The 18,260-nt window shown below is 41.5% G+C and carries 13 protein-coding genes; all 13 read left to right on the forward strand.

All coding sequences use genetic code 11. The features are described 5' to 3' along the window. The first annotated feature begins 75 nt into the window (after positions 1–75). The 13 genes from pepF (at position 76) to G613_RS18270 (ending at position 18,186) form a co-directional block, all read left to right on the forward strand. A complete protein-coding gene (gene pepF / locus G613_RS0100245) occupies positions 76–1,875 on the forward strand; it encodes an oligoendopeptidase F (protein WP_029230727.1) in 1,800 nt (599 codons plus the stop codon). 19 nt (positions 1,876–1,894) lie between these two features. Further along, a complete protein-coding gene (gene yfbR / locus G613_RS0100250) occupies positions 1,895–2,488 on the forward strand; it encodes a 5'-deoxynucleotidase (RefSeq protein ID WP_029230728.1) in 594 nt (197 codons plus the stop codon). A 76-nt stretch (positions 2,489–2,564) separates the two neighbouring features. Further along, positions 2,565–3,626, forward strand: coding sequence for a type IV pilus twitching motility protein PilT (locus G613_RS0100255; RefSeq protein ID WP_029230729.1), 1,062 nt, complete (start codon positions 2,565–2,567; stop codon positions 3,624–3,626). Positions 3,627–3,822: 196 nt separating this feature from the next. After that, positions 3,823–5,391: a YifB family Mg chelatase-like AAA ATPase gene (locus G613_RS0100260; RefSeq protein WP_029230730.1), complete on the forward strand. Its 1,569-nt coding sequence runs from the start codon at positions 3,823–3,825 to the stop codon at positions 5,389–5,391. Positions 5,392–5,406: 15 nt separating this feature from the next. After that, complete coding sequence (gene dprA / locus G613_RS17735) at positions 5,407–6,555, forward strand: DNA-processing protein DprA (protein ID WP_029230731.1); 1,149 nt, start codon at positions 5,407–5,409, stop codon at positions 6,553–6,555. A 319-nt stretch (positions 6,556–6,874) separates the two neighbouring features. After that, positions 6,875–8,212, forward strand: a complete 1,338-nt coding sequence (locus G613_RS0100270; protein WP_029230732.1) for an extracellular solute-binding protein — start codon at positions 6,875–6,877, stop codon at positions 8,210–8,212. A 108-nt stretch (positions 8,213–8,320) separates the two neighbouring features. Beyond that, positions 8,321–9,721 (forward strand): carbohydrate ABC transporter permease, encoded by a 1,401-nt coding sequence (locus tag G613_RS0100275; RefSeq protein ID WP_029230733.1) that lies wholly within the window; start codon positions 8,321–8,323, stop codon positions 9,719–9,721. Beyond that, positions 9,721–10,605: a sugar ABC transporter permease gene (locus G613_RS0100280; RefSeq protein WP_051151005.1), complete on the forward strand. Its 885-nt coding sequence runs from the start codon at positions 9,721–9,723 to the stop codon at positions 10,603–10,605. The genes G613_RS0100275 and G613_RS0100280 overlap by 1 nt, the downstream gene beginning before the upstream one ends. Before the next feature lie 37 nt (positions 10,606–10,642). Then, a complete protein-coding gene (locus G613_RS0100285) occupies positions 10,643–11,641 on the forward strand; it encodes a LacI family DNA-binding transcriptional regulator (RefSeq protein ID WP_029230735.1) in 999 nt (332 codons plus the stop codon). Positions 11,642–11,712: 71 nt separating this feature from the next. After that, a complete protein-coding gene (locus tag G613_RS0100290; protein ID WP_029230736.1) occupies positions 11,713–13,914 on the forward strand; it encodes a beta-galactosidase in 2,202 nt (733 codons plus the stop codon). 75 nt (positions 13,915–13,989) lie between these two features. Beyond that, positions 13,990–14,250, forward strand: a complete 261-nt coding sequence (locus G613_RS0100295; protein ID WP_029230737.1) for a hypothetical protein — start codon at positions 13,990–13,992, stop codon at positions 14,248–14,250. A 23-nt stretch (positions 14,251–14,273) separates the two neighbouring features. Then, complete coding sequence (locus tag G613_RS0100300) at positions 14,274–16,226, forward strand: EAL domain-containing protein (RefSeq protein ID WP_029230738.1); 1,953 nt, start codon at positions 14,274–14,276, stop codon at positions 16,224–16,226. Positions 16,227–16,230: 4 nt separating this feature from the next. Beyond that, positions 16,231–18,186, forward strand: coding sequence for an EAL domain-containing protein (locus G613_RS18270; RefSeq protein WP_029230739.1), 1,956 nt, complete (start codon positions 16,231–16,233; stop codon positions 18,184–18,186). Positions 18,187–18,260: the final 74 nt, after the last annotated feature.

Raw genomic sequence — 18,260 nt, forward strand, 5'->3', positions numbered from 1 at the left:
ATGGATTTTAAAGTGTAATGAATGGGCTTAGCGAGACTAAGCCTATTTGTATCTAAAAGTATTGGAGGAAAAAAGGTGGCAGAAACACTTAAAAAGAGAAACGAAGTTCCGGAAGAATTAAAGTGGGATACTTCACGTATTTATAAGACAAATGAGGACTGCATGGAGGCTCTTCATGAGTGCACCAAAATCAGTTTCGAGATTGAGGAAAAATATAAGGGTAAGCTGACAAATGGTAAGGCTATAAATGATTGCCTTGCGGAGTACGAGAAGTTCCTGATCCTGGTGGATTATGTTTCAAACTATACATCCCTTAACGTATCTGTGGATTTCACAGATGCTGAGCTTCAGAGAATCGACTCTATTGCTACCAACGAATACATGGAAGCTTTCAGCAGACTTTCTTTCATAGAAAGTGAGATCTCTGATGCTCCCAAGGAAGTGCTTGAACAGGCGCTTGAAACAGCAACTATAGCCAAGAATTATCTTAAGGATATTCTCAGGGCAAAGCCTCATAGACAGAGTGCTGAGACAGAGGCAGCGCTTGTTGCTCTTAATGAGGTTTTCAGAGCACCTTATAGAATGTATGAGCAGACCAAGCTTGCAGATATGAAATTCCCTGACTTTGAAGTGAAGGGAGAAAAGCACCCTCTGGGCTATTCTCTTTTTGAGGATAACTATGAATACGAAAAAGATACAGATGTGCGCAGAGCAGCGTTTACAGCATTCTCCAGTAAATTAAGAGACTATATGTACACAACAGCTGCTGAGTATGGCGCAACAGTCCGCACAGAAAAGATATTATCCAAGCTTGGAAAATATGACAGCGTTTTTGATTATCTTTTATTTGACCAGAAGGTCACCAGAGGAATGTATGATCGCCAGATAGATCTTATCATGGAGAAACTTGCTCCTCATATGAGAAAGTATGCAAGGCTTCTCAAAAAGGCAAATGGTCTTGATAAGATGACTTATGCGGATCTTAAGATTGCTTTGGATCCGGAATATGATCCGAAGGTTACAATAGAAGAGTCCAAGAAATATATTCTTGATGGCCTTTCAATTATGGGCGCTGATTATCAGGATATGTTAAAAGAGGCCTATGAAAAGAGATGGATTGACTTTGCACAGAATGTCGGTAAATCCACAGGTGGCTTCTGCGCCAGCCCTTACAGAAAGGGTTCATTTATTCTTTTGTCCTGGAATGAAAGAATGAGCGATGTCTTTACACTGGCTCATGAGCTCGGACATGCAGGACACTTTAAAGCCTGTGGAGATGCTCAGAACTATTACAACAATAATGTTTCAACATATGTGGTTGAAGCTCCGTCTACAATTAACGAACTTCTTATGGCTGAATATCTCAAGGAAACCAATAAGGATGACAAGAGATTCAGAAGATGGGTTCTTTCAGCTCAGATTGCTAATACTTACTACCACAACTTTGTAACACACCTTCTTGAAGCAGCTTATCAGAGGGAAGTATACAAACTTGTGGATCAGGGAGAGGCCGTTCCTGCCGAGAAGCTTAATGAAATCTTCAGAGGGGTACTTGAAAAATTCTGGGGCGAGGATGTTGAACTTACAGAAGGATGCGAACTTACCTGGATGAGACAGCCTCACTACTACATGGGACTTTACTCTTACTGTTACAGTGCCAGCCTTACTATCGCAACGCAGGTAATGAAGAGAATCAGAAGCCTTGGTGCACCTGCAGTTGAAGATTGGAAAAAGACTCTTGCAGCCGGCAGTACTGTAGATCCAATCGAGTTTGCCAAGATGGCAGGCGTTGACATTACAACTGATGCAGCGCTTATTGATACCATCGAGTATATCGGCGGAATCATAGATGAAATAGAATCACTTATGGACTGATGTTAAAGGGGAGTATAGCATGAACTACAACTTTTTTGCCCTGATATCCAGGATGAAATACATCGATAGATGGGCTCTTATGCGAAATACAAGACAGGAGAATCTGTGTGAGCATTCCATGGAGGTTGCAATGATTGCCCATGCGCTCTGCACAATCGGCAATATCAGATACGGCAAGAAGCTTGACGCTAACAGAGCAGCTCTTATAGGGCTTTATCATGATGCATCTGAGATTATTACCGGAGATATGCCTACTCCGGTTAAGTATTTTAATTCTGACTTAAAGCACGCCTATAAAGAAGTTGAAGCACTGGCTGACAGTAAGCTTCTTGAAAAGCTTCCTGATGATATGAGGCCTGTTTATGAGGATATTTTTGTGCCTTCTGATACTGAGGAGGATCAGTATATCAGAAAGCTTGTGAAGGCAGCAGATAAGATTTCTGCCCTTATTAAGTGCATCAATGAGGTTAATGTTGGCAATACAGAGTTTAGAACAGCCAAGGAGAGTACTGGAAAGTCAATTAGAAGTCTTTATCAGGAACTGCCGGAAGTTCTGGATTTTGTAAATGAATTTTTGTCTTCCTACGGCAATACTTTGGATGAACTTACATGATTTGATTTTTTTTGCAATAGGTCTCATAATTAATGTAATACCGTCATAAAATTTACTGTTATGAAGGAGACATAGCATGTCAATTATTGAAGATATCCTTAGAGAAGCAAAAGATAAGGGGGCGTCCGACGTACATGTTACTGTAGGTCTGCCACCCAAAATGAGACTTAACGGCAAGCTTATTGCTATGGACAGTTTTCAGAAAATGTTGCCTCCGGACACCTGGGCTATTGCACAGGATATAATGTCTGACAAACAGCTTGAAAAGCTGGAAGAAAACGGACAACACGATATGTCTTTTGCTATTCCCGGAGTCGGAAGATACAGGCTGAATGTATTCAAACAAAGAGGTTCTGTGGCTATGGCTTTCAGAGTTGTAGCTTCGGATATTCCTTCGGCTGAAAGTCTTGGTATTCCCGGAGAGGTCTGCGATCTTTACAAAAAGAAACGTGGACTGGTGCTTGTTACCGGACCCACAGGAAGTGGTAAGTCCACAACACTGGCATCAATAATTGATATGATCAACAATAACAGGGAAGCCCATGTTATTACCCTGGAAGATCCTATTGAGTTTACCTATCAGCATAGGATGTCTATTGTAAACCAGAGAGAGATAGGCACTGACTCAAATTCTTATGCCAATGCATTAAGAGCAGCACTTCGTGAAGACCCGGATGTTATCCTGGTTGGAGAAATGAGAGACCTGGAAACCATCAGTACTGCCATAACCGCAGCTGAGACAGGACACCTGGTTCTTTCAACGGTTCATACTATCGGAGCCAGCAATACTGTGGACAGACTTATTGATGTATTTCCTTCACATCAGCAGCAACAGATCAGAATCCAGCTGGCCAGTGTTTTGGAAGCAGTTATTTCTCAGCAGCTTATTCCTGCCAGTGATGGTGTATCCAGAATTGCAGCCTTTGAGGTTCTTCATGTTAACAGTGCAGTACGTAATCTTATCAGAGAAGGTAAATCTCATCAGCTGTTGACTGTAATGCAGACTAACAGAAAACTTGGAATGATCTCCATGGACGATGCTATCCTTGAGCTATACAGGGCTCAGAAGATATCAAGGGAAATGGCAATTCAGTTTGCACAGGATCCTGATACTATGCAGATGAAGATGTTAAGGTGAGTTGGTAAGGAAAAATATATAGCTGATTTATGATAATACAGCAAAAGAATAACAATAAAACGACATACATAAAATCTTAAAGAAATCTTAAGAAAATCGCAAAGACTTTTTGAATCGACCTGTTATATGATTGGCAGGTCGATTTTTTTGCGCAAATTGTCTATGCGAAATATTAGGAATTAAGAAAGAGGTTTTTATGTTCAGTTCAATTGTTTCGGGAGCTGTCCATGGCATTTCTTCCTACCTGATGCAGGTGGAAGTTGACGTGTCGGATGGACTTCCCGGATTTAATATGGTTGGCTTTATGAGCGGCGAAGTCAGGGAGGCCGGAGAACGAGTTCGAGTAGCTCTGAAAAACATGGGCTATAAGATCCCGGCATCCAAGATTACAATAAATCTTTCCCCGGCAGATATCAAAAAAGAAGGCGTCATAGTTGACCTTCCGGTAGCAATCGGAATACTGACGGCCATGGGAGAGATAGATGAAAAAAGACTTGATAAGGTCATGGTGCTGGGAGAACTGGGGCTTGACGGAGAAGTTAAGCGGGTTAACGGAATTCTGCCCATTGTAATAAAAGCCAGGGAAACAGGCTTTGAGACAGTTCTTTTGCCAAAAGAATGTGCAAGAGAAGGGGCAGTAATTGATGGCATAAAGGTCATCGGAGTTTCGTCTTTACAGGAAGCGGTTGCTTATCTGTGCGCATCAGACGAAGAACGGGATAAACTTATTAGTCCTACAACGGTTGATATTCAGGAACTTTTCAGAAAGAGCGAGTACGATGAAACAAATCTGGATTTTGCTGATATCAACGGACAGGCAGCAGTTAAAAGAGCTGTAGAAATAGCGGCAGCAGGCTTTCATCACATTTTGATCGTGGGACCGCCGGGAGCAGGAAAGAGTATGGTGGCTAAGCGAATTCCTACAATTCTGCCGCCCTTATCCTTAAAAGAAAGTCTGGAAGTATCAACCATATATTCAGTAGCAGGAATGCTTGGAGAAAATGATGCACTCATAACAAGAAGACCATTTATGAGTCCTCATCATCTAATTACCGAAACTGCCCTTACAGGGGGAGGCAATATTCCTCATCCCGGAGTCATATCCATGGCTCACAGAGGAGTTCTTTTTCTGGATGAAATGCCGGAATTTCCAAGAGCAAAGTTAGATCTTTTGCGACAACCCATAGAGGATAGAAAAGTAAATATTGTCAGGACCAAAGGGAAATTTACGTATCCTTCCGATTTCCAATTGGTAGGAGCTTTAAATCCTTGCCCCTGCGGGTATTATCCGGACAGGAACAGGTGCAAATGTACGCCAAATGAGATAAGACGCTATCTGGGACATATCTCCGGACCTATTCTGGATAGAATAGATATTTGCGTTGAGGCTCCGAGAGTAGATATAGCTGATCTTACGGAGAAAACAAAGAGAATAAATGAATCCAGCAGGACTATAAGAGAGAGGGTAATGAAGGCAAGGAGAGCACAGGAGGAGCGCTTTAAAGGTACTGAAATTCGCTTTAATTCCGAGATGACACCGTCGGATATCAAGAAGTACTGCCGCCTTGGTATCAGAGAAGAAAGTTTTCTTGAAAATGCTTTTTGTACTATGGAGCTAAGTGCAAGAGCCTACCATAAGATTTTGCGCGTGGCAAGGACTATAGCGGATATAGATGAGTCACCGGATATAAAAGAAATTCATCTTATGGAGGCTGTTGGATACAGAATGACTGATGGCAAATACTGGAATCAGAATGAGGAATGATCGAAAGGATTTTAAATGACAGATATTAATAATATTACTGAGAATGAATATGCCCACTGGCTGTTTAGTATTCCGGGACTTGGCAATAGGAGCATTGATAAGCTTCTTTGTAATGGAATGACCTGTAGGGAAATCTATGAGGCTAATTCGAAAGAATTCAAAGGAATTCTGACTGAAAAGCAGATAAAAAGCCTGGAGCAGTACCGAAGATGCTGGGATTTTGAAAAGGAAGCAGCAAAATTAGCCAAAAAGAATATTTCTTTTATCTCAAGAATAGATGAAAGATTTCCGGAAAAGCTTAAGAATATTCCGGATCCGCCCTTTGCACTGTATGTAAAAGGACAGCTCCCGGACCCGGAAAAGCCGTCTGTTGCAATAATTGGAGCGAGAATGTGTTCTGAGTACGGAAGATATATGGCGAGGAGCTTTGGTAGAGGTTTGGCCCTTGCTGGAGTTCAGGTTATAAGCGGAATGGCAAGAGGTGTTGATGGAATCAGCCAGAAGGCAGCCCTTGCAGCAGGAGGGAGATCTTTTGGAATCGTTGGTAGCGGCGTTGACGTCTGCTATCCCGAGGAAAATCTCGATGTTTATAATGATCTTTGCGCCTGTGGTGGTGTTATTTCTGAGTTTCCGCCGGGAACTTTTCCCAAAGCAGCGTTCTTTCCAATGAGAAATCGCATTATCAGTGGACTAGCGGATGTTGTTCTTGTTATCGAGGCAAGAGAAAAGTCGGGTACGCAGATTACAGTGGATACAGCGCTGGAACAGGGCAGAGAAGTACTGGCTGTTCCGGGAAGAGTGACAGACAGACTAAGTGATGGTTGCAATCTTCTGATCAGTCAGGGGGCAGGCGTCGCAATCGGTGTTGAGGATGTACTGGAGAGAATATGGGATGTTAAGAAACAGAAAACAGCAGATAAAGCTGTGAATAAAGCTGATTGTCTGTCAGAGTGCGACAAACAGGGCCGAGAGGAAGAAAAGAGCATGGATGAAAGGATACTGGAATGCATAGATATAATACCGATTTCCTCCTCTCAGATCATGGAACAGCTCCAAAGAGATGAAATTGATATTTCATTTCCACAACTCCTTGGGAAACTTATGGACTTTATTCATCAGGGATTTGTGATTCAGGAGGGAAGCTATTTTCGTAAGAAATGCTAGATTTTCCTTGTTGCGCAGAAATTATAAACATGGAAACTAATCGCTATGAAGATAAGGCAAATGCGCTATATTGAATGTGACACCGATTGCGCAAAACGTTACCGGAAACGTAACCGTAAACGTTTCCGAAAGAAAAGTCAATGTGCACTTTGTATAAAAACATATATGTTTTATCATACAAAGTGCTTTATTGACAAAAAAATGCACAAAGCATAAACTTTTTTATAGAGCAACCGATTGCGCGATGCGCAACGGAAAAAATGGCTTCGGAAAACGTTTTTTGGGCCATGTAAACATTTTACTTATTGGAGGAAGAAAAATGAAAAAGAAATTGGTATCTGTTTTATTAACAGCTGCTATGGGCGCTTCACTTTTAGTTGGATGCGGCTCAGACGCAGCAGAGACTGTAACAGACACAGCTGAGACAGTATCAGAGACAGCTGCAGATGCAGCATCAGCAGTTCAGGAAGTTGCTGAGACTGTTGCAGAGGAAGCAGCTAACGTTGATCCAGCAGCTTATGATGGTAAGGAAGTTAAGGTTTGGGTTGCTGAGAACGTTGTAGACTTCACAAACGAGCAGATTGAGAACTTTAAGACAGCATATCCTCAGTACGCTGGTGTTAACTTCACAGTTGAGCCAGTAGGTGAGGGCGATGCAGCTGGTAACATGATCACAGACGTAACAGCAGGTGCTGATGTATTCGGGTTCGCACAGGATCAGCTTACAAGACTTGTAACAGCAGGCGCTCTTGAGGAAGTTAATCCAGATTTCCTTGCAGACGTTGAGGCTGCTAACTCAGCAGGTGTTGTTGAGGCCGGTAAGGTTGGCGGAACACTTTACGCTTATCCTATGACAGCTGATAACGGATATTTCCTTTACTATGATAAGAGCGTTGTAACAGATCCTTCTACTCTTGAGGGTATCCTTGAGCAGTGCGAAGCAGCTGGCAAGAACTTCTACATTGATATGACAGGTTGGTATCAGGTAGCATTCTTCTTTGGAACAGGCTGTGAGCTTACATACGACACAGATCCAGATGGTAACTTCACAAAGTGTAACGTAGACTATGCTTCAGATAAGGGTCTTGTAGCTCTTAAGGAGATGATCGAGGTTGCTTCTTCTTCAGCTTACCAGGCTGGTTCATCAGCTGGCGATGCTGTTAACTATGCAGCTATCATCGATGGAACATGGGATGCTGGTACAGTTAAAGAAGTTCTTGGCGACAACTACGCTTGCGCTAAGCTTCCTACATTCACAGGTTCTGACGGACAGACATATCAGATGAGCGGATTCAACGGATGCAAGCTCCTTGGTGTTAAGCCTCAGGAAGACGAAGATAAGCTTCAGATCTGTGATGACCTTGCATACTACCTCACAAGCGAGGAAGTACAGCTTGCAAGATTCAAGGCTGTTGAGTGGGGCCCATCTAACTTAAATGCACAGGCATCAAGCGAAGTTAAGGCTAACGAAGCTCTTTCAGCTCTTGCAGAGCAGTTCGCATACACAATCCCACAGGGCAACTATCCTGGAGATTACTGGTCACGTGCTGAGTCACTTGCAGGCGACGTTAAGGATGCATTCCAGAAGGCTTCTGATGATGATCTTAAAGCAGCTCTTGAAGCATATCAGGCTGACCTTGAGTCATATGCAAAATAATTATTTATAAGTGATATCAGTATCATTTATTTAGTACCTTGTGTTCTTCCGGCAGAGATAGAGTCTTTGCCGGAAGAATTAATGTAAAGAAAACTTGGAGGAAGCGGTATGGCTAAAACTAATAAAGGCCAGAAAAGGAAAAATGCGTTAGCACAGTTCTTTAGCGTCCTGGGGAATGACCTGAAGGAAATAGGACTGACATTTAAAGAGGGAGATTTTAAGACAAGAATCTCATTTATGATTTTTGGTTTTGGTTCTCTGCTTCGTGGATTGTGGCTTAGAGGATTGACACTTCTTGCCGTAGAAGCAGGACTTTTATATTTTATCTTTTCATTTGGATGGACTTACCTGTCCAAGCTTGGAACTCTCGGCACGATAGCTACAACCAAGCAGGGCAGAAAAACAGTTTATGGTGACAACAGCTTTTTGATCTTGCTTTTCGGACTTCTTGCACTTTTTGCTGTAGTTGCGTTTATAGCTGTTTGGAGAATAAATGTCAGAGTCAGCCGTACTGAACAGATTATTCTGAGGGATGGAAGAAAGCTTCCTACAAATGGTGATGACTTTAAGTCTCTTTTTGATTCAAATTTTGACAAGACGCTGCTTGCGCTTCCTGTTACAGGAGTATTTGTATTTACAGTACTTCCGATTGTATTTATGATCTGCGTGGCATTTACCAATTATGATGCCAACCATCAGCCACCATCAAATCTGTTTACCTGGGTGGGAGTAGAAAACTTCCATGATCTGTTCTCATTTGGAACAGCAGGCTTTGGTGGAACTTTCGTTACTGTCCTTACCTGGACATTGGTATGGGCATTTTTTGCTACATTCATTGACTATTTCCTTGGTATTGCAGTTGCAATGCTTATTAACAAAAAGGGAATCAAGTTTAAAAAGCTGTGGAGAACAATCCTTGTTGTAACAATTGCTGTACCACAGTTTGTATCACTCCTTTATGTATCTAAACTCTTTGCAAATGATGGACTTATCAATGGATATCTTTTGAAATGGGGATTGATTGATCAGGCAATTCAGTTCTGGGTTAATCCTACTCTTGCAAAGATTACAATTATTGTAGTAAACATCTGGATCGGTATTCCTTACATGATGCTTATTGCAACAGGACTTCTTATGAATATTCCGGAAGATCTCTACGAGAGTGCACGTATTGACGGTGCAACTTCATGGCAGATGTTCCTTCACATTACATTACCTTACATGCTGTTTGTAACAGGACCATTCCTTCTTACACAGTACACAGGTAACCTTAATAACTTTAACGTAATATTCCTTCTTACACAGGGACAGCCTAAGACAGGAAACCTTGTTGGAGGAGCAGGACGTACGGACCTTCTTATCACATGGCTATATAAGATGACAATTAACGATACCAACTATCGTATGGCTGCTGTAATAGGTATCATGGTATTCATTGTTACAGCCGGCATAAGCCTTGTGGTTTATAACTTATTACCTTCAGTAAAAGATGAGGAGGGCTTCCAATAATGGCTAATAATACAAATCCAGGTTCTATGAAAAGAAAAAGAGCTATCGGAAATGCTATTACATATGTGCTACTCATTATTATAAGCATTATCTGGTTGTTCCCATATTTTGGACTTCTTATGGCGAGCTTTAGGTCTTTTGACCCAGCTATAGAATACGGCGGAGTAGTAGATTATATTATTCCCCATACATTCTCACTTGATAACTACAAGTTCCTGTTTAATGGTGAGAACAACTATCCAAAATGGTATCTTAATACACTGATCATTTCATTTGCGGCATCATTCATTAACACATGTATCGTATTATGTGTAAGCTATGCTCTTTCACGTATGCGCTTTACAGGAAGAACCTTCCTCATGAGATTCTGGCTGGTTCTTGGAATGTTCCCTGGATTCCTTACAATGATCTGCTTGTACTTCCTGCTCAAACAGCTTGGGCTTACTCAGGCAGGTGCTGTACCTGGACTTATCCTTGTGTATATTGCAAGCTCAGGTATGGGTTACTACGTATGCAAGGGATATTTTGATACTATTCCAAAGGCTCTTGACGAAGCAGCAAGAATTGATGGCGCTTCCAGAGCAAGAGTATTTTTCCAGATGATCATTCCTATGGCTAAGCCAATTATCATCTACACAGCCCTTGTTGCGTTCATGGGACCTTGGTGTGATTACGTATTTGCTTCTTATATCGCTTTTGGTCACGATGCAAGCTACAACGTAGCTGTTGCCATGCAGAGATGGATGGTTGTTGGAGACTATCAGGGATATTTCACAAGATTCTGCGCTGGCGGAATTGTAGTTGCTGTTCCTATTACACTTCTGTTCATGTTCCTTCAGAAGTACTATGTAGAAGGTGTTACAGGTGGTGCTGTAAAGGGCTGATGTTCGGTATAACAATTTGTTGATTGGGGTTACGGTAATGGCTGACGAGAAAATTACCATAGACGATGTGGCCAAAGCATTGGGTATTTCCAAGACTACTGTTTCCAGAGCTATTTCGGGAAAAGGCAGGGTAGGAAATGAAACCAAAGCCAAGGTCATGGAGTTTATAGAAAAGCATAATTACAGGCCGAATGTTATGGCGAGAGCTCTTGCGCAGCAGAGAACGTTCAATATCGGGGTTGTCTGGCCTGACGATTACAACGCAGTGGATCTTCCTTTTTTTCAAAGGTGCATGATCGGTATGAGTGAGATCACATCCAGTTTTGGATATGACATCGTTGTTTCTCTTATTGCAGGAGGCGATTTATCCGGTCTGAAAAGAATAATCGAAAACCATAAGGTTGACGGAGTCATTCTTACAAGGACTATGGTTAACGACGCGCCTGCGGAGTACCTTAAGGAGTCGGGAGTTCCTTTTGTTGCGATAGGAAAAACTAACGATCCTGACATTGTAACGGTAGATAACGACAATTTTGATGCATGCAAAGAGCTGACTTCTATTCTTTTGGCTAAGGGGCTTCGCAAACTTGCTCTTATAGGCGGCTCGACTAATCATTATATTACGCAGACCAGGTACCAGGGATTTGTGGCAGCCTTTGAGGAAATGGCTATAGAGATCAATCAGAATCTGATATATCTTGATGTTGAGAATAATATCAAGATAGGCGGAATCATCAAGGATCTTCTCAAGAAGAATATAGATGGTGTTATCTGTATGGACGACAGCATCGCAGGAGAAGTAATAGCAAGATGCAGGGATGAACACATTAAGATTCCCGAAGATCTGAGAATCGCATCTTTTTATAACAGCTCTCTTCTTGATAGCACAGTTCCTTCTGTTACATCTCTTAATTTTAATGACAGAAACCTTGGGGCTGAGGCAGCAAGAACACTGCTTGCTATAATCGACGGCGAGAATGTACAGAGTAAGATGCTTAGAAACTATGAGTTGATATTAAAAGAGAGTACGAAATGATAATGGTGGGCGATGATAAGAAAGTATCACCGCCCACGTGTCTTGTTTAAGGGTAGTGAGGAGAAAGAGTAATGAAAATAACTTCTAAGTCAGAGGTAGGATACGATAACGTAAGTCTTCTTGTGGATGGAAAAAGATGGTTTCCTATGATGGGAGAAATGCATTTTAGCAGATATCCCAAGAAGAACTGGGAAGAAGAACTGTGCAAAATGAAGGCCGGAGGCATAGATATTGTTTCTCTCTATGTTATCTGGATTCATCACGAAGAAATCAGGGGAGAGTTTGATTTTACCGGGGACAGATGCCTTAGAGATTTCCTTGAAACAGTTAAAAAAGTCGGAATGTACAGCATTCTGCGAATTGGACCCTGGGCACATGGAGAGGCAAGAAATGGAGGCTTCCCGGATTGGCTTTTAGAAGATGCTAAGGATAAGGGCTATGAGTTAAGAACAAATGCACCTCAGTATCTTGAGCATGTAAGAAACTTCTACGAAAAGACCTACGAGCAGGCCAAGGGCTTTTTCATTAAGGACGACGGTCCTATTATAGGAATTCAGATTGAAAATGAGTATGGCCATTGCGGCGGACTTGGCGGAGAAGAGGGTGAGGAACATATGAGAACCCTTAAGGCTATGGCCCAGGAGATTGGCTTTATTACTCCGATATATACAGCAACAGGCTGGGGAGGAGCTGTTACCGGTGGAATGCTTCCTGTTATGGGAGGCTACTGCGAGGCTCCATGGGATCAGAGATTTACTGAAATTGAGCCCAGCGGAAACTACATTTTTACAAGAGAAAGAAACGATCACAATATAGGCTCTGACCATGGCCTTGGAGTGGGAATCACCTTTGATATGAACAAATTCCCATTCCTTACAGCGGAACTTGGTGGCGGTGTTCAGGTTACACATCACAGAAGACCCATTGCTACAGGACTTGATACTGCGGCAATGACTATGACCAAGCTTGGATGCGGCGCTAATCTCCTTGGATACTATATGTATCACGGCGGTACAAATCCAAAAGGAAAACTTACGACTCTTCAGGAATGCACATCAACAGGATATCCAAACGATCTTCCTGAGTACTCCTATGACTTTAATGCCCCACTTCGTGAGTTTGGCCAGATGGAGGATACCTACAGAGAGGTACGACTGATATCAACCTTTATCCACAATTTTGGCAATGATCTCTGCGATATGGCTTATACAGAGCAGCCTGGAAATCCTCTTAAACCCGATAATCTGACAGATCTTAGAACTTCAGTCAGATACAAGAAAAAAACCGACGCAAAGGGCAATGAATATGCCAGCGGATATCTTTTTGTAAATAATTATCAGAGAAGATATGAGATGGCGCTTCATAAGGACGTAGAGCTTACAGCTTTTGCTGAGGACGGAAAAACAAAGCTTGCAAGCTTTGCAAGGCGTGACGTAGCAGACGGTGACTTTTTCTTTTACCCATTCAACATGGAAGTAGGCAGTAAGGCGCTTCTCACAATTGACGCAACTCCAATCTGCATCCTTCATGACGTGGACGGAGAGCACCATGATGCTTATGTATTCTATACTGATACAGACAGAGAAGTGTCCATGGATGTTAAGGGTGATCTCGATGGAAATAAGATCATTATTCTTAACAGAGAAGAGGCGGTTCACTCATCCAAGGTAGTAATAGGTGGAAAAGAACATCTGGTAATAGCGGCGGCAGAGGCAGTTACGGATGCTGATGGAAAGGTAACTTTCCTCTTTGAAACAGAGACTGATTCTAGTCTTGTTTTCAGGGCTTATCCTGAGATAGCAGGAACTCTTAATAACTTCCAGTGCAAAAAAGTTGCCGGAAACGTAGGCGAATATGGAACATCGGATTCTTTTGCCATCTATGAGAGTAATGAAGTATTTACTGTTAGTGCTAAGGCTAGCTTTACAAGAAACGACGATGAAGACGGAAAGGCCAGCTATAACATTTCGGTAAAAGATATTCCTGCAAATGCAAATGAAGTCTTTATGCATGTGGATTTTGTGGGAGATGGAGCAAAGTTTATCATAGGTGATGAGATAGCTACAGACACATTCTACACAGGACAGCTTTGGGAACTTGGCCTTAAGAGATATACGGATACAAGCCTTGATGCAAAGATTGTAATTGCTCCTCTTTATGAAAATGACAGGCAGCACCTGTATTTACAGGAATGGCCGCAGTTTATAGACGGAAAAGCCTGTGAATTAAGAGAGGTACGATTTAATACACAATTTAGTATCAATATTGCATAAATTTATGTATAATAGTGTTATCGAAAGTTTGCACTTTCGGTAACACTTTTTGTTTTTAGTTGAGGGGAGCAGAACATGGCTGACGGTAATATGACAATGACATATTCTGCAATAGTTCCGGACAAATCCGGCAGAAAGATAGTACGCATTAAGTTCGAAAGGAATGGAAAGAATGGCCCTGAAATAGCAGAAGGCCTTCTTCCAGATTGCAAAATAATCAGTCAAAACGGTTATTCAGCTGAGGAAGTCACTGGACTGGAGGAGTACCTGAAGGGGAATTTGGATGACTTTATGAGCAAGGCCAAAGTGATCAGTAACCCGCTTAAGTGGCTTTGATTAATCTAGCTGGAGGCTAGCGCATGCAGTATAATTACTACTTTGACATCTGCGCTTTGTGTATAGTTGCGACTATAGCTGTAACTACTATGTCTAGAAGGTCGGTTCCTGCCTACAGACAGAAAGCTTATGGCCTTCTTGTTTTTGCGATTTTTATAGCTACGGCAGCTGAGCGATTTGAGACATATCTTCAAATGCATCCTTTTGATACTGTCTGGTATCCTTATGCGGAAAAGGCATTTGGATCCGTCTATTATCTTGCTCATTTGTTTTCTGCTACATCTTACATGCTTTATGTCATGTCTGTTCTTGACATCTATGTGAACTTCAGAGAAATCAAAAACTTTATGCTTGTTGCATTTGGATACCTGGTGGGTGCCACATGCGTTGTGATCAACTGGTTTGTACCGATTCTTTTCTATTATTCCAAGGACGGTCTATATCATAGAGGAACATTTATCGGGATTTACTATGTCATTGCCGTGTATTACATAAGCGCCGGGGTTATTCTGATGCTTAGGTACAATAAGCTCATGAGATTCAGGACGAGAATGTTCATAGCTTCTTACGTTGTGTTTATATTTGTGGGCATATGTCTTCAGTTCTTTTTCCCAACACTGCTTATCGAAAACTTCTGCAATACAGTCAGTGCAACCCTTGTATTTATCACACTTCAGAACCCAAGTGAAATGGTAGATGATGGCCTTAATATGCTCAATAGAAAGGCATTTTTGGAGGGACTTGATCTCAAGATAAAAAGAAAAGAACCCCATAGCACAATCTTTGTAACCATTGATAATATTGGCGCTCTGAGTTCAGAAATCGGCTATAAGCAAGCCCAGGGCGTTGTAAGACTTATTGCCAAGTATCTTAAAAATGTCGGCATGACTGAGTATAAGCTGCGTAGCTATGCATACAGGTATGGCGAGTACGTTTTTGCTGTGACTATACACAGCAAGAATGATGAAAAGATAAAGCTATTACTTGAGAGGATTGCTGAAAGGCTTAAAGAGCCATGGAACAGCGCCGGAATGGCAATCAGGGTGGAAGTCCATTGCTTCCTTATAAAGTATCCGAACAATTATGAAACAACCGCTGAGCTTATGAATAAGATCGATATTGTTACGGAGGATATTGCATCAAATAAAAGTACAATTGTTGATATAGACAGCGTTGAGTTCAAAGAACTTAAAAAGGCCAGAGATTATGATCATCTGGCCAGAATCAGTCTTGATAAGAAGGCCTCTGTTATCAAGTATCAGCCTATGCTGTCTAAGGTATACAGAATAAACTACAGCGCAGATGTTATTTATTTTCCGCTGGATGAAAATGGAAACGAAGTGGATCTTCGTAAGAATATTCCTGATGTAAAGGCTACTCAGGCGCTTCTTGATGTGGATGAATATGTCTATAGAAGGGCTTGCAGAGCGTTGTCTTTCTGGAATGGCGGAGACAAAAAGGGAAAATACAGGGCTATCGTAGGTCTTTCTCAGGGAGAAATATCGAGAAATGATTTTGTTAGAAGAATGAAGAAAATACTCAGGGAAGAGAAAGCGGATGCTTCCTGGATAAGTCTTAAACTTACAGAAACAACTCTTACTACCATGAACAAGATAGCAGAGCACAACTTAAAGCTCATGGGAGAAATGAACAGCTATATTATTGTAGATAAATTCGGAAGCGGCTACGGAGATCTGGATAGAATCCTTTCTCTGCCTGTTCTGCAGGTAAATCTTGATACTTCCGTGCTGCGAATGGCTGCAGCTTCAGACAAGATGAAAATTGTGGCAGAGGGAATCGTAAATCTTTTCCATGATGTCAGCATTTTTGTGGGCGCAACAGATATTGAGAATGAGGATGATAAGAAAATGGCGGAGGAGCTTGGCTGCGATTTCCTTATTGGTGATTACATGGGTGAACCAATGAAGGACAGTTCCTACGTTAAGTTTATAGATGCATATTTTGAGGAAGGGTGACTTAATGGAACTTCTTACTAACCCTCAAACTTATAATACGTGTTTTTCCATCGCGTCTCTTGTACTTATTCTGGTGACGTATCTTATTCATGCGTCTGAAGAAAAAGTATACAATAAGCAGGGGCATATTTTTGGTGCCATGATTTTTGATGCATTCATGCTCAATCTTATGGGACTTCTTCATAATGCATATCTTTACAGTGACGTATTTAAGACGGTGATAGGTTATGATGGAAACTGCTATCTGGTCATAGCTGAAAAGATGTTTGCGTATCTTCTTCCTTATCTGTCTATAAACTATGTAATGAGCATATTCCAGATTAATACCAATACGATTCTGAAAAAAGCTGTAATTATTGTACCTACCGTATATTCATTATCTTTGTTTATAATCGGATATTTTACGGAATTCTTTTTCTATTTTACCGAAGAAGGAAATCTTAAATACATATATCCACAGGGAGCCACCGTTTATATCGGCTCGGATCTGTACTTTATTTTTGCTACATATCTTTTGATAAAATACACCAAATCTCTTAGTACTGAAAAAGCCTGCGCGCTATGGATATACTACGTGCTGATGCTGCTGGCTGTGCCTATAAGAATTGTCACAAAATCCAGCTCTATATTTGAATTTAGCGTTTCTTTGGCACTTCTTTTGTGTGTTTATACATTCCAAAATCCAAGTGAGTTTGTGGATAGAATGTCGGGGGCGGCCACCAGAAATGCCATGGACTTCTCAATATCCACAAATATACTGCAGAAAAAAGAGTTTACGATCTTTGGCATCCACATTGACAGACTTGTGGTAACTATGGGAGAAAAATCCCCGGAATTTTCTTCCGAGCTTTTGGAACAGATTACGGAATATCTTAAGGGCTTTAGCCCAGATGGAACGATTTACTATCCTTATATGGAGGATTTTGTAATTCTTTTCCCGGGAGTTACGGCAGAAGAAACAATAATAGATAAGACGGCAGAACAGATAAGGAAGCGCTTCAAGGAAAGCTGGAAGGTTGGCGAAGAAGAAATCAAGCTGTTTGAAACTCCATATGCCATAGCCTTTCCTGATGAGGTAGACAGTCTTGAGAGATTCCATGAAGTAAAAGCAGTTCTCGATAAAGCACTTGGCAAGCAGAACAGAGATATTGTGCGTATATCTGACATTAATCTTAAGGTGGTTGAACACGACAAGAAGATTGATGGCATTGTTAAGCATGCATTGGAGGACGGACTTCTGGATGTTTTTTACCAGCCGATATATTCGCCTGTTACAGGCAAGTTCTCTTCCTGTGAAGCTTTGCTTAGGTTAAAAGACCCTCAGCTAGGCTATATTTCTCCTGCTATATTTATGCCGATAGCTGAAAGAAATGGAACAATTCTCGCTATAGACAGGTATGTTCTGTCTGCGGTCTGCGAGATGCTGGCAGAGACAGATGTCAGAAAGTACGGACTTGAATACACAGAGGTTAACCTGTCGGTTGTTGATTGCATACAAACCAATCTGGCTGAGAGTGTAATGGGAACTCTTAATAAGTTCAAGGTAAAACCTTCTGAGATTAACTTTGAGATTACCGAGACCTATGAACAGGGCATTACAGCTGTAATGGATGAGAATGTTAGAAAACTTATGGATATAGGTATGTCTTTTTCCATGGATGATTTCGGAACAGGCTATTCAAACCTCGTCAGAGTGGCAGCCATGCCTGTGGAGCTGTTCAAACTTGATAAGAGCATAATTCAGTCTGCATTTGAGTCTGAAACTTCTTATATGGTAATGATTAATCTTATTAAGATCATTAAATCCCTCGGAAAAGAAATTGTGGCAGAGGGCGTAGAAACCGGTGAACAGGCGCGCCAGTTGATTAAACTGGGATGCGACCACATTCAGGGGTTCTTCTATGCACGTCCGATGCCGCGCGATCAATTCGTTCAGTTCCTTCGCGAGCACAACGGATAACGCTTTCTTTTAGCATTGCAATAAAGTGCGCTTGAGTGTATGATTAGATTTGAATTTTTATAAGGTAAGGATGG

Origin of the sequence: Butyrivibrio sp. VCB2006 (assembly GCF_000420945.1) — a bacterium.
In the GTDB taxonomy this organism is placed as follows: domain Bacteria; phylum Bacillota; class Clostridia; order Lachnospirales; family Lachnospiraceae; genus Butyrivibrio.

What these genes read in the sequence shown, in the direction of transcription:
- yfbR (WP_029230728.1), top strand. Translation starts at nt 1,895, where the DNA reads ATGAACTACAACTTTTTTGCCCTGATATCCAGGATGAAATACATCGAT.
- G613_RS0100255 (WP_029230729.1), top strand. Translation starts at nt 2,565, where the DNA reads ATGTCAATTATTGAAGATATCCTTAGAGAAGCAAAAGATAAGGGGGCG.
- G613_RS0100260 (WP_029230730.1), top strand. Translation starts at nt 3,823, where the DNA reads ATGTTCAGTTCAATTGTTTCGGGAGCTGTCCATGGCATTTCTTCCTAC.
- dprA (WP_029230731.1), top strand. Translation starts at nt 5,407, where the DNA reads ATGACAGATATTAATAATATTACTGAGAATGAATATGCCCACTGGCTG.
- G613_RS0100270 (WP_029230732.1), top strand. Translation starts at nt 6,875, where the DNA reads ATGAAAAAGAAATTGGTATCTGTTTTATTAACAGCTGCTATGGGCGCT.
- G613_RS0100275 (WP_029230733.1), top strand. Translation starts at nt 8,321, where the DNA reads ATGGCTAAAACTAATAAAGGCCAGAAAAGGAAAAATGCGTTAGCACAG.
- G613_RS0100280 (WP_051151005.1), top strand. Translation starts at nt 9,721, where the DNA reads ATGGCTAATAATACAAATCCAGGTTCTATGAAAAGAAAAAGAGCTATC.
- G613_RS0100285 (WP_029230735.1), top strand. Translation starts at nt 10,643, where the DNA reads ATGGCTGACGAGAAAATTACCATAGACGATGTGGCCAAAGCATTGGGT.
- G613_RS0100290 (WP_029230736.1), top strand. Translation starts at nt 11,713, where the DNA reads ATGAAAATAACTTCTAAGTCAGAGGTAGGATACGATAACGTAAGTCTT.
- G613_RS0100295 (WP_029230737.1), top strand. Translation starts at nt 13,990, where the DNA reads ATGGCTGACGGTAATATGACAATGACATATTCTGCAATAGTTCCGGAC.
- G613_RS0100300 (WP_029230738.1), top strand. Translation starts at nt 14,274, where the DNA reads ATGCAGTATAATTACTACTTTGACATCTGCGCTTTGTGTATAGTTGCG.
- G613_RS18270 (WP_029230739.1), top strand. Translation starts at nt 16,231, where the DNA reads ATGGAACTTCTTACTAACCCTCAAACTTATAATACGTGTTTTTCCATC.